The organism is Pseudofrankia asymbiotica, assembly GCF_001983105.1.
Classification (GTDB): Bacteria; Actinomycetota; Actinomycetes; order Frankiales; family Frankiaceae; genus Pseudofrankia; species Pseudofrankia asymbiotica.
The window spans coordinates 1-12,391 of the sequence record NZ_MOMC01000008.1; the positions used below are offsets into that span (position 1 = coordinate 1).

A 12,391-nucleotide genomic window follows, 5' to 3' on the forward strand; every position below is an offset into this window, starting at 1 on the left:
GACGATGCCAAGCAGGCCGGCGACCGACAGGCCAGCGTCGGCGGACCATTCACCGATCGCGGTGAACGACCGCGCGCCCGCGAGCACCGCACAGGTCGCCAAGGTCAGCACCACGGCCAGGTCATGCCGCCTGCCTCGGGGTTTGCGCGGGTCCGAGAGCTGGCCGAAGACCGCCAGCAGGCCCGACGCCGACGGCAGCCGGTCGTGGCCGTCGGTGACGGCGGCAGCCAGCTGATCGAGAACAGGGGCAGACGGTGATACTGGTGCGGCGGGCATGACACCTCGGGTCGATCATGATGGCGTAGGAACCTCCATGATTTCCAGGTGTCGTGCCCGCACCCATGAAGCCCCGACCAGGCGTCAGTCCCTCGCTACACAGCCCCACCAGAAACCCCAGGCAGCGCCGATCGCCGGCACCTCAGCAAACTTGCCGGGGCCCTGCCTGCTGGACGCGTCGGGCACCGCGAAGGTGTCCGACTTCGGCATCGCCGGGGCCCGCGGCCTCGCCACGGGCCGAAGACCCGACGCCGACGACGACCCCGACAGGACGAACGTGCTGGTGAAGGTGGGAGGGATGACACGGGCTTATGCCTCGCCGGAGCAGATGGCGGGCGGCCGGGTGGGCGCACGCAGTGACGTGTGGAGCTACGCGGCGACCGTGCTGCAGATGTTCACCCGAAGACGGACCTGGCGGGAGGGGCCCGCCGTCGGCGTCGCCCTCGCCGTCCACCGCAATCGCGGCCCGTCTGGCGCCGACGGGCCTCCGGCGCTGCCGGAGCGCCTGGCCGACCTGCTGGCGCGCTGCCTGGCTGAGAAGCCGGACGGGCGGCCTGGTCGGCTGACGGAAGTGGCCACGGAGATCTCCGAGATCTATGGCCAGGAATGCGGCGGCCCCTATGCCCGGGTGGCGCCGCGGGAAGCGGATCTGCGGGCCGACGAGTTGACGAACCAGGCGCTGTCGATGCTCGACCTCGACAGGTCGGACGAGGCGGCAAAGCTCTTCGACCAGGCGCTTCAGACCGACCCACAGCATCTGGAGGCGACCTACAACGCCGGTCTGTTGTCGTGGCGAGCGGCCAGGATCCTCGATGACGTGCTCGTCACGCGACTGGACACGGTCGGGCCGCTGGCCCCCGACCCCTGGCTGGCTCGGCGGCTGCTTGCCCAGGTGCACCTCGAACGCGGAGATACCGGCCGGGCGCTCGCGCTGCTGAAGAAGACGGTCCAGCGGGTCCCCGACGACGCCGATGCCCGCGCTCTGCTCGGACGACTGCCCACCGGCCATGCCTCGGACCGCTGCCTTCGGATTCTCCAGGGGCACACCGGCGGCGTACGGTCGGTTGCGCTCAGCGGCGACGGTCGCCTCGCTGCCTCCGGTGGCGACGACGGAACCCTCCGCACCTGGGAACTTGCCACGGGCCGACCACTGCGAACCCTCGTGGGCCACACCGGCCCTGTCCACGCGGTGGCCCTCAGTAACGACGGCCGCATCGCCCTGTCCGGCGGAGACGACCAGGAACTACGGGTCTGGGAACTGGCCACCGGCCGCCACCTGCGCAGTCTCGGCGGTCATACCGGCCCCATCCGCGCGGTCGCCGTCAGCGCAGATGGCCGCCTCGCTGTCTCCGGTGGCGACGACGGAACCCTCCGCGTCTGGCAGGCCCGCACCGGCCGTGGGATCCATACGCTGGTCGGCCACACCGGCCCTGTCCACGCGGTAGCCGTCAGCAGCGACGGCCGCATCGCCCTGTCCGGCGGAGACGACCAGGAACTACGGGTCTGGGAACTGGCCACCGGCCGCCACCTGCGCAGTCTCGGCGGTCATACCGGCCCCATCCGCGCGGTCGCCGTCAGCGCAGACGCCCAGTTCGCCCTGTCCGGCGGCGACGACCAAGCCGTATGGGTCTGGGAGCTCGCCACCGGCCGCTGCCTCGGCACACTGGACGGACTGATCCATCCCGTGACCGCCGGTGTCGTCAGCACGGATGGTCGGATCGCCCTCACCGCTGGCGGCCCGACGGCACGAGTCTGGGACCTGTCGACCGGCCGTTGTCTGGCCACACTCGACGGCCACGGCGCCCCTRTGTTCGCGGTTGCGGTGAGCGGGGATGGCCGCTTCGCCCTCACCGGCGGCGCCGAGGGCACGGCGCGGATCTGGGACCTGTCCCCGATCGCCGCCCATCGCGCCCGGTTCCAGCTCTGCCGCCCGCGTGCGCATTCCGAGCTCACCCACCTTCAGACCCGGCTGGACGCGCTGGTGAGCGCCGCGGAGAGTCATCTTGCGCGTGGTCGGTCCTCCAAGGCGCTGGACCTTCTGACGCAGGCCAGGGGAATCGAGGGGTACGAACGACAGCCACGGGTGCTCGACGCCTGGCAAAAACTCTCGCTCGTCGCGACACGGGTCGGTGTCCGCGGTATCTGGCAGTCCGGCCTGATCGAGGGCCACGCCGGCATCGTCCGTTCGGTCGCGGTGAGCCCGGACGGGCGTCGCGCCCTGTCGGGCGGCGACCAGACCGCGCGGGTCTGGGACCTGGCCACGGGCTGTGCATTGCATACTCTCCGGGGTCACTTTGGCAATGTGCACGCGGTCGCGATGAGCGCGGATGGCCGTCTCGGTGCTTCCTGCGACGCTCGGGGCATCCGGTCCCGTGTCCCCGAAGGTCCACTCAGCCCCGTGTCAGCGGTGGTGGTGGGCCCTGACGGCCGTCTCGTGCCGCCCGGGCAGGACACAGTGACCCCGGGGACGGTGCGGGTGTGGGATCTGGACACGGGCCGCCTCCTGCGCACCCTCGAAGGCCACGAGGGAAGCGTCGCCTCGGTCGCCATGGCCGCGGACGGGTCCCTTCTGGTGTCGGGCGGGTACCACGACCGGACCGTCCGGGTGTGGGACCTGTCCACCGGCCGCCACCTGCGTAGCCTCGAGGGCCACGGCGCCGGCGTGCATGCGGTCGTCACGAGCGCGGATGGGCTTGTCGGCCTGTCCGGCGGCGCAGACCGGACGGTACGGCAGTGGGACCTGGCCTCAGGCCGTGAGCTGCGCGTCTTCCGCGGCGACGGCGAGAAGTTCCTGTCGGTCGCCATGGCCGCGGATCAGCGTCTCGTCCTGGCGGGCACCGACCGGGGAACGGTAAGGGTGTGGGACCTGGCTACTGGGCATCGGCTACGCACGTTCCGCGGCCATAACGGTGCCGTGCCCGCCATCGTCGTCAGCGCGGACGGGCACTTCGCCTTCTCCGGGAGCAGCGACCGGACGGTGCGGGTATGGGAGGTGGCCACCGGCCGTTGTCTGGCCACCCTCGACGGCCACACCGACTCCGTGCGTTCCGTTGYGGTCAGCGCCGATGGAAGCCTCCTGTTGTCCGGCGGCCACGACACCACAGTGCGCCTCTGGCACGTCGACTGGGCCCTGCAGATCCCGGCCTGAGCTTGATTTTTTTTCAGCGCGACGAGATGGTCGGCTACCTCGAGCGTTCAGCCGAGCCCGCGAGGATCAGCCGGTGGCCAGCCAGGACGGGGACCCAGCGATCGCTGTTGGCCCTGKACGGCGACCCGACGACGTGCCCAGAGCCGCCTGACGACCGATGGAGACCAGAGCCGACGATGATGGATGATCAGTTTGGCGCTCCGTCCGTCGCGTGGGCATTCTCGGCAGACCTTGAGCTTCCCGAGGGGAGTCCACTGACGCGGATTGGTCCGGCAGCGTCCGCCATGGTCGGACATCCGGCTCGGCGCCGGATCGAGAGCCTGGTAATGGCGGCACTCGCCGAGCTGGGTGCCGTCGCCCGGTGGATGACGGTCACCGTCGAGGGCGCGGACAACGCGGAGCTGGACCGGGCGCGGGTGTGGCTGGCGGAGGGCCGGCTCACCGCGGCGGAGGCGGGTCGGCGGCTGGGAACCCGGATAGCGGAACAGGACCTCCCGGGCTGGGTCAGCGGCTGGTTGGTCTCGGCACGCCGCCGTAGTGGTGGAACGACCACCGCCCTGGCGTACCCGGCGATGGACCCGGCCGAGACTGCCGTCGGCCTCGCGAGCTGGCTGCAGGATGCGCTCGCCGATGGCGGCATCTCGGAGCCGGTCCCGCCGTGCGCGGGGCACCCGCATCCCATGGTCCCGACGGTGCACGAGGCGGCGCCCTGGTGGTCCTGCCCGGTGGGAGACCTCGTCCGCCCCTGGCAGACACGTCCCGCCACCGTGGCCTGAGGCCGCCGCCGCTTCGGGTGAACAGGGCCGCGGCCGGCACGGCATGGGCCCGTCGACGTGATCGGCCTGGCTCACCGACGGAGATGTCTGGGCCGCAGACGAGTCACGCGAGTTCCGGAGAACAGTCAGACGTGGCGCGCCGCGTGCCGCGTGGCGTCTGGCTGATCGTCGGCCTGCTGGCGGTGGGGGCTGGAGACGGTGGTTGGAGGGGCATGGGGCGCGTTCCGCGGGCGCGTTTCCGCGGGCGGTTTCGGGGGCGGCGGCTCGCGGCGGGGGCCGGGCGCGATCGGGCGGCGCCGTCGGTGGCAGCCGCGTGGGCGCCTGGTTTTCGTGGTGTCAGGCTGTGGCCCTCACGACGAGACGGTTAAGGATCAAGATGGCGACGTTTTCCGCGCGGGACGGGCAGGTTCTGCGGATCGGGGTGCTCGGGGCGGCGCGGATCGCGCCGGCGGCGCTGATCCGTCCGGCGGCGGCTGTGGACGGGGTCGAGGTCGTCGCGGTCGCCGCGCGGGAGGAGGCGCGGGCGCGGCGGTTCGCGAGCCGGCACGGCGTCCCCCGCGTCCTGGCGGACTACGACGCGGTCGTCGACGACGACGAGGTCGACGCCGTCTACATCCCGCTGATCCCCTCCGCGCACGCCCGCTGGACGATCCGGGCCATCGAGGCGGGCAAGCACGTGCTGTGCGAGAAGCCGTTCACCGCGAACGCCGACGAGGCGCTCGCGGTGAAGGAGGCGGCGGACCGCGGCGGCGTGGTCGTGATGGAGGCGTTCCACTGGCGCTACCACCCGCTCGCCGCCCGCCTGCTGGAGATCGTGTCGAGCGGTGAGATCGGGCCGGTGCGGCACGTCGCGGCCCGCCTCGTCATCCCGATTCCGAACCGGCGCGACATCCGCTGGCAGCTCGCCCTCGGCGGCGGCGGCCTGATGGACATCGGCAGCTACGGGGTCCACATGATGCGGACGGTCGTCGGCTCCGAGCCCGCCGTCGTCTCGGCGGCCGCGCGGACCCGGCTGCCCGACGTCGACCGCTACCTGACGGCGGACCTGCGGTTCGACGGCGGTGTCACGGGCCGGCTGGAGACCGGCATGTGGGCGTGGCCTGGCCTGGCGCTGAACCTGGTCGTCACGGGGGAGCGGGGCGAGGCCCGGGTCTTCAACCCGCTCGCCCCGCAGATGTACCACCGCCTGACGGTGAGGACCGACCGGCGGCGGCGCGAGAAGGTGCCGGGTGAGAGCACCTACACCCTGCAGCTGCGGGCGTTCCAGGATGCCGTCCGGCAGGGAAAGCCCGTGCTCACCCCGCCCGCCGACGCCCTCGCGAACATGCGGGTGATCGACGACATCTACCGCGCCGCCGGCCTGCCACCCCGACCATCCGCCTGCGCCACCTGAGCGCTCCACTGGTCGCGGAGGGCCGCCAGCCGCTGGCGGCGGCCTGACGCCGTCGGTGCCCTCCAGTGGTCGACATCCGGCCCTCGGGATACGACCGCTGGAGTGCACAAGCCGCGATCACCACGCGTGGGGCGGCGCCGTGGCTTCGCGGTCAGGAGGGAAAGGCGAAGTCCCGGATCAGGGCGGTGAGGGCGAGGGGCTGGTCGCTCTGGACGGCGTGGCCGGCGGCGGGGACGACCTCGTAGCGGGCCGACGGGAGACGGCGGCGGAACTCGTCGGCGTCGGCGTCGGCGACGAACTTCGACTCGCCGCCGCGGACCAGCATCGTCGGCACGGTGATCGCGTCGACGTCGGCCCAGAGCCGGCCCATGTCGTGCCAGTCCTCCGCCCCCGCCGGTGCCGGGCCGAACAGGTCGTAGCGCCAGGTCCACATCCCGTCGGGGCGGCGGTAGGCGTTGTGCCGGACCCCGCGGCGCACCCCGGCGGCCGCCCGGTAGGGGCTCAGCGCGATCGCCGTGTCGGCCATCTCCTCGAACGACGCGTAGGTCGGCTGGCCGCCGACGAGGGCGACGGTGCCCTGCTCGGCCCGCGTCAGGCGCTGGCGCGTGTCGCTCACATGCGGCGTCACGTCGACGATGACGGCGCGCCGGCACAGGTCGGGGCGCTTGGCGGCGAGGTGGATGAGGGTCGCGCCGCCCAGCGACATGCCGACGACCACGGCGGCGTTCGGCGCGAGCGCCGGCAGCGCCACCTCCAGCGCCTCGACGTTGCGCCACGGCCCGTAGTCGCGGTCCGGGCGCCGGTAGGAGTGACCGTGGCCGGGCAGGTCGACGGCGATGGCCGGGCGGCCGAGCGCGAGCGCGACATAGTCCCAGGTGTGGGCGTTCTGCCCGCCGCCGTGCAGGAACACGATCTCGGGCTCGGCGCCTGGCCCGACCGCACCCCAGCGGATGTAGCTCAGCTCCCGGCCTGGCTCGACCTCCAGGAGCCCGCGGCCGACGTCGGGCCGCCCGGGGAACGGGATCCCGATCTCCGCGGCGTTCTCGTGCAGAAAGCCGAACTCGTCGTAGTCATCCGCCGCGGGCCCGTCATCCGCCGCGGGCCCGTCGTCCGTCGTGGGCTCGTCGTCCGTCGTGGGCTCGTCGTCCTGCGTCGGGCGGTGCTCCGACCGGGTCATGGCCTGAAACGTTCGTGCTCGGACCTGGTCGGGGTGCGCTCGCCCGACAGGAAGTACACGCCCTCCGCCAGTCTGAGGGGCGAGGTGCCGATCCCGAAGCCGACGCCGGCGAGAAAGTCGACCACCCGTCGGCGCGCCTCGTCGTCCGCGGGCCGGACGTCCACGATCACCGCGCCGCTCGTGCGGACGTCGCGCGCGGCGGGCGCCACGTCCCGGTACTCATGGATGACGAAGACGGGGGCGCCGTCCGCTGGTTCCACCGCGACAGTCATTCCACACCACTCCTCGGCGCCTGGGCACGGGCCACGGGTCCGGCTGGGGGTCCCGCTCCTGCCAACGTCGGCCGGGGCGGGAACATTGCGCGCTTCCGGCACTGGTTCACGCGGGCCATCGTGCGCGGACCCGAGGTGAGCGATATTGGCTGTGCGGCACGCGTCACATCCCACCGGCGGTCGGGAGGTCCAGCGGTGACAGTCACGAACCAGGACTCGGGCTCGGATCCGGACGCGGCGACCGGCCCCGGGGCCGACGCGTCGGCTGGCCGGGGTGAACTCTCCTACGACCCGTACGACCCGGTCATCGACGCCGACCCGTACCCGGTCTGGCGGCGGCTGCGCGACGAGGCACCGCTCTACTACAACGAGAAGTTCGACTTCTACGCGCTGAGCCGGTTCGACGACGTCGAGGCCGGGCTCTCGGACTGGCGCACCTACCGCTCGGGTCGCGGCTCGGTTCTGGAGTTCATCAGGGCGAGCCTGGAGGCGAAGCTGGAGATGCCGCCGGGCCTGATCCTGTTCGAGGACCCGCCGGCGCACACCGTGCACCGCGGCATACTTTCCCGGGTCTTCACCCCGAAGAAGATGCTGGCGCTGGAGGCGAAGGTCCGGGAGTTCTGCGTGCGCAGCCTCGACCCGCTCGTGGGCGCGGGCCGGTTCGACTTCGTCGGGGACCTCGGCGCGCCGATGCCGATGCGCACGATCGGCTACCTGCTAGGCATCCCCGAGGACGACCAGGAGTCGATCCGGGCGGGGATCGACCGCGGCCTGCGGCTTACCGGCGACGCTCCCGATCCGGCGCCCAGGATGAGCGACGGCGCCCAGTACGCCGAGTACATCGACTGGCGGGCCCGCAACCCTTCGGACGACCTGATGACCGAGCTGCTGACCACCGAGTTCGAGGACGAGACGGGGACGATCCGCACCCTCACCACGGCCGAGATCCTCGTCTACGTGAACCTGCTGGCGGCGGCCGGCAACGAGACGACGACGAGACTGATCGGCTGGGCCGGGACGGTGCTCGCCGAGAACCCCGACCAGCGCGCCGAGCTCGCGGCCCACCCCACGCTGATCCCGAACGCGGTCGAGGAGCTGCTGCGCTACGAGGCGCCGGCGCCCGCGCACGCCCGGTACGTCGCCCGGGACGTCTCGCACCACGGCCAGCCGGTCCCGGAGGGCAGCGTCATCGTCTTCCTCGTCGGCTCGGGGAACCGGGACGAGCGCCGCTACCTCGACCCCGACCGGTTCGACATCCACCGCGACGTCGGCCGCCACCTCACGTTCGGCTACGGCATCCACCACTGCCTGGGCGCGGCGCTCGCCCGCCTGGAGGGTCGGGTCGCGCTGGAGGAGGTGCTGCGGCGCTTCCCGACGTGGGAGGTCGACTGGCCGGGCGCCGCCCGCGCCCGCACGTCGGTGGTCCGCGGCTGGGAGTCACTCCCGGTCATCACCGGCTGAGTGTGCGTCTCGCGCTCCGCAATAGGTGGTGCGGGGCGGTGGCCCGGGCGCGTCAGGTCGTCGTGTCGCGCAGGCGGGCCAGGCCGTCACGGTTGCCGAGGTGGTCCGCCGTGTCGATGAGGACGGTGATGAGACGGCGGTTGGGTGGCTGGCCGCCGGCGAAACCGCCACCGGCCCGCAGGCGTTCGGCGAACTCCAGGAGCGTCGCCGCGATGTCCTGGCACACCGGCAGGTAGTCGAGGTCGTCGGCGCCGGCGCTGAACAGGCCACGGATGTCGGTCGCCATGGTGTTCAGGTTGCGGGTCAACTCGCCCTTGACCTCGTCCGGGATGGCGGCGGCCCGCGTCACCTCGCCGATCCGGGCGAGATGACGCTCGATCTCGGGGCCAAGCGAGACCTGCCGGAACCGTGGGCTGCGGCCGGCGATGCCGGTCTCCACGTCGAATCCGCCGCTGAGCCAGCCATACTGGGCCCGGGCCCGCGCCCGGGACTCATAGGGGCGCACGTCCAGCGCGGTGGCCGACCGCAGCGCCTCGCGGAAGCTCTGCTGGATGACGAACGTCGAGTCCTCCGGCCGTACGGAGCCAGGGTTCTTCTGGAAGGCGAACGTGGCCTGCCCGTTGCGCAGGACGCCCAGGAATCCGATGGCGAACAGCAGGTCCATCAGCACGGGGGGCGCGAAGACCGAGGCGAACCGGGGGAAACGCCGCCGAAGCGCGCCCCGGATCAGGTCGAAGCGGGAGTGGATCTCCGCCCGGCCGAGGAGGTAGGCGCTGTTCTGGAACGGCACGTAGAGCTCGGCCAGGAACGGGTAGTTGATCCGGTACTCCGAGGCCAGGTCCTGCAGCTTCCAGCTGGAGTACTGGGGCACCGCCTCGCGGATGTCTGCCTCGGTGATCGTCGTGTTGCCGTTCTTCTCGGCCGTGTCCCGGCAGAGGTTGCAGAGCTGGATCAGCTCCCGGGGGCGCATCAGGGTGTGGTCGATGAGGAAACGCTGGATCCGCGTGCCGTCGCACTGGTGAGGGAAGTACGTGCCCCAGAACTCGGCCGCGGTGAGGGGCCGTCCGAGGGACGCCGCCRCCCGTCGCACGACCAGCTCCTCCAGGCGTCCGGCCGTCCATTCGATCCACAGCTCGTCGCCGCGGAACTTGTCCCGTTCCGTGAACTTCAGCGCCTCGTAGATGTCGGCGCGCAGGAACACCGCGCACCTGGTCGGCGCGAACCCGGCGGCCACATGCTTGGACGCGAGCAGCAGACCGGTGACCATCCGGTCGGACTCCGGGTCGTCGCTCCAGGCCTTCTCCACCTGGTCGACCATCAGGAGAAGCCGGGTGTGCGTCTTCGGGCAGCTGAGGTCGCGGATCGCGATCTGGAGACGCTCTTCGACGACCTCAAGCTGGTTGGAGACCTTCAGGCCCTCGGACGGCGCCATGTCGAACGTGAGCCCTACCCCGAACGCGCTCAGCGACAGCGAGGAGCGCAGCCGCTCCAGCACCTTCCAGAACTTCTGACCGGCGCCCGGCCCGTCGGCCTCGCCGTTGTCGACGAGGAACTGCCGCAGCCGCTTCACCGAGTCGCGCGGCTTGTGGTGCTCCTCCTTCGCGTGCGCAACCACGAACTTCGCGATCTCGAGGGCGAAGATGTACCTCCAGAGCAAGGCCTTCGCCTGTTCGGGGGTGATCCCGTCCAGCTCGAACGTGCGGATCTCCTCCGCGGAGATCTCGTCCGGGGTGACGATGCGGACCGCGAAACCGGCCGGCGGCGCCTCGTGCAGATTGCGGAAGACCGCGCTCTTGCCCGAGCCCTTGCGGCCGAGGATCAGCGACTTGCGGCCCTTGACGATCTCCGTGTAGGCGTCGGTCTGGAGGAAGCTCTCTTTGAGCAGCCCGTCGTCGGTGATGTCCGTCTCGGCGTCGTCCCGGCCGAAGTACAGCCGCTCGAGCGCCGCCACCGCTAGGTCGCCCTCAGTCATCGCGCCCCCCGGAAGATCACGACTGTCGCGGAGCATAGCAGACCGTTTACGCCAGGTGGCGGGCATTGTCGGACCGCGAACCTGACCTGGCAACACGTGCGGTAGGCCGTCCGTGGACCCTTCGGCCTGGGGCGAAGGCCAGTTCCTCGCGACGGGCCGCTCGTCCATGCCCGGGGCGCGTTGTCGCCCGGTCGCGGCTCGCGGCTCGCGGGAACCTGCGGGCCGCGAAGGCAGGCGATGGCTGGCTCAGGGGCTCCGGGCGGTGAGGCTGGCGAGTTCCGCGCGCAGGAGCGCGGTTGCCCAGGTCGAGTCGGCGTCGGCGGGCTGGGTGAGCAGATGGAGGGCCAGGCCGTCGACGAGGGCGTGCAGATGGCGGGCGGCCGCGAGGCTGGTGTCGTCGCGTGGGCGGGCGGTGAGCAGCTCGACGGCCTGGTGGCAGAGCTCCTCGACCTCACGGGTGGCGTAGTCGCGGATCTCCACCAGGCTGGGCAGGGCCGGGCTCTCGGCGATGAGCGCGAGGTTGACCTCGAACTCGGCCCGGCTGTCCGGTTCCAGCGGCAGCAGGTGGCGCATGATCGCGCACGCGAACTCCACCGGGTCGTCGGACCGTGGGGTCGCCAGGATGCGCGCCGTCGCCCGTTCGACCATGAGCCGCGCCGAGAACTCCAGCAGCTCCGCCCGCGTCGGGAAGACGTGGCGCAGCGAGCCGACCACGACGCCGGCCTCGTCGGCCACCGAACGCACGGAGACCGCGCCGATCCCGCGCTCCACGATGATCCGCCAGACGGCCGAGGCGAGCTGCGCCTTGCGCGCGTCACGGTCGATGGTCCTCGGCACGGGCACAAAGTAGCACGGCTGTGCTAGCTTGGCGTTCTAGCACAACCGTGCTGCCAAGATATGCCCCATGGGGGCGTCCGCGAGGAGGAAGCGCCGTGATGGGTGCGGTGATCGTCGCGTGCGAGGTCGGATTCTGGGCGCTCGTCGTGCTGGGTCTGGCGGCGCGTTACGCGCTGCGGTGGCGGCGAACGGGGCTCGTCCTGCTGGCGCTGACGCCGCTCGTCGACGTCGTCCTGCTGGCCGTGACCGTCGTCGACCTGCGCGGCGGCGCGACCGCCGGCCCCTTCCACGGGCTGGCCGCGATCTACCTCGGCTTCTCGGCCACCTACGGGCACAAGCTCATCAACTGGGCGGACGTGCGCGCCGCGCACCGGTTCGCCGGCGGACCGGCCCCGGTACGGCGCCACGGCGCGGAGTACACGCGGGAGTGCTGGAAGGACGTCGGCCGCACCGGCCTCGCGGTCCTCATCGCCGCCGCGCTGATCTGGACCCTCGTCGTCCTGGTCGACGACCCGGACAGGACGGTCGGCCTGGAGGCCCGCTACCCGCTGCTGGGCCTCATCCTTACCGCCGACCTCCTCTGGGCCCTGAGCCACACGGTCTGGCCGAGAAAGCCAAAGCCAACGCCAACGTCCTGACGGTCATCCGGATGCAGGTGTGCCGGTCGGGCGTCGCGTTCGGGCCGGCGGCGGCCGTCCGCTCCGCAAGCGCGAGCCCATGGCGTCCGGTCCGGCTGTCCAGCTAGATCGTCGATCACGCGTAGGGGGTCGCGGAGCATGGGGCGCTGGTCGCATGGGAAGGCGAAGGCTCGGATGAGATGCCGGTCTATTACGGCTGGCCCCAACCGGACCTCGGGCCGCACCCTCACCCTGACGAACTGCCAGCGCGGCCGCGAACACCTGTCCCGTCGACGACTCATGATCGCCAAAAGCGTGTCGTCATCGTCGCGTAATCGCCGAATTCGCAACCGCGGCAACATGCCCGTGGCGGTCATCGCGCCGCGATGATGCTGGTAGCCGGGGGCAGCGCAGGACTGCGCAGGGCCGCGCGAGACGGCGCATCGCGGCTGGGAGCGGGAC

10 protein-coding genes are annotated in these 12,391 nt (G+C 71.7%); 5 read left to right on the forward strand and 5 right to left on the reverse strand.

Going from position 1 to position 12,391, the window contains the following annotated elements; translation table 11 throughout:
- The coding region (locus BL253_RS02985; RefSeq protein ID WP_241834468.1) for a transposase family protein at positions 1–276 on the reverse strand (276 nt) is incomplete at its 3' end.
- A gap of 37 nt (positions 277–313) precedes the next feature.
- On the opposite strand from BL253_RS02985, the gene BL253_RS02990 reads away from it, so the two are divergent.
- The 3 genes from BL253_RS02990 (at position 314) to BL253_RS03000 (ending at position 5,593) form a co-directional block, all read left to right on the forward strand.
- Positions 314–3,424 carry a WD40 repeat domain-containing serine/threonine-protein kinase gene (locus BL253_RS02990; protein WP_241834469.1) on the forward strand — a complete coding sequence of 1,037 codons (3,111 nt, stop codon included), beginning with the start codon at positions 314–316 and terminating at the stop codon, positions 3,422–3,424.
- A 326-nt stretch (positions 3,425–3,750) separates the two neighbouring features.
- Positions 3,751–4,200, forward strand: coding sequence for a hypothetical protein (locus tag BL253_RS02995; protein ID WP_241834470.1), 450 nt, complete (start codon positions 3,751–3,753; stop codon positions 4,198–4,200).
- 376 nt (positions 4,201–4,576) lie between these two features.
- Positions 4,577–5,593, forward strand: a complete 1,017-nt coding sequence (locus BL253_RS03000) for a Gfo/Idh/MocA family protein (protein WP_076813401.1) — start codon at positions 4,577–4,579, stop codon at positions 5,591–5,593.
- 151 nt (positions 5,594–5,744) lie between these two features.
- Here the strand turns inward: BL253_RS03000 and BL253_RS03005 are convergent, their stop codons facing one another.
- Together BL253_RS03005 and BL253_RS03010 are read right to left on the reverse strand one after the other, a co-directional pair.
- Positions 5,745–6,770, reverse strand: a complete 1,026-nt coding sequence (locus BL253_RS03005) for an alpha/beta fold hydrolase (protein ID WP_241834471.1) — start codon at positions 6,768–6,770, stop codon at positions 5,745–5,747.
- Positions 6,767–7,042 (reverse strand): cell division protein SepF, encoded by a 276-nt coding sequence (locus tag BL253_RS03010; protein ID WP_076813402.1) that lies wholly within the window; start codon positions 7,040–7,042, stop codon positions 6,767–6,769. Before BL253_RS03010 ends, BL253_RS03005 begins: the two co-directional genes overlap by 4 nt.
- 306 nt (positions 7,043–7,348) lie before the next feature.
- On the opposite strand from BL253_RS03010, the gene BL253_RS03015 reads away from it, so the two are divergent.
- Positions 7,349–8,503, forward strand: a complete 1,155-nt coding sequence (locus tag BL253_RS03015) for a cytochrome P450 (RefSeq protein ID WP_076813701.1) — start codon at positions 7,349–7,351, stop codon at positions 8,501–8,503.
- A 52-nt stretch (positions 8,504–8,555) separates the two neighbouring features.
- Here the strand turns inward: BL253_RS03015 and BL253_RS03020 are convergent, their stop codons facing one another.
- Both BL253_RS03020 and BL253_RS03025 read right to left on the reverse strand, forming a co-directional pair.
- The gene (locus BL253_RS03020) at positions 8,556–10,475 is read right to left on the reverse strand and encodes a P-loop ATPase, Sll1717 family (protein WP_131831437.1); all 1,920 of its coding nucleotides are present in this window, start codon (positions 10,473–10,475) and stop codon (positions 8,556–8,558) included.
- A gap of 246 nt (positions 10,476–10,721) precedes the next feature.
- Positions 10,722–11,318 (reverse strand): TetR/AcrR family transcriptional regulator, encoded by a 597-nt coding sequence (locus tag BL253_RS03025; protein ID WP_198946137.1) that lies wholly within the window; start codon positions 11,316–11,318, stop codon positions 10,722–10,724.
- Positions 11,319–11,410: 92 nt separating this feature from the next.
- On the opposite strand from BL253_RS03025, the gene BL253_RS03030 reads away from it, so the two are divergent.
- The gene (locus BL253_RS03030) at positions 11,411–11,950 is read left to right on the forward strand and encodes a hypothetical protein (RefSeq protein ID WP_241834472.1); all 540 of its coding nucleotides are present in this window, start codon (positions 11,411–11,413) and stop codon (positions 11,948–11,950) included.
- Positions 11,951–12,391: the final 441 nt, after the last annotated feature.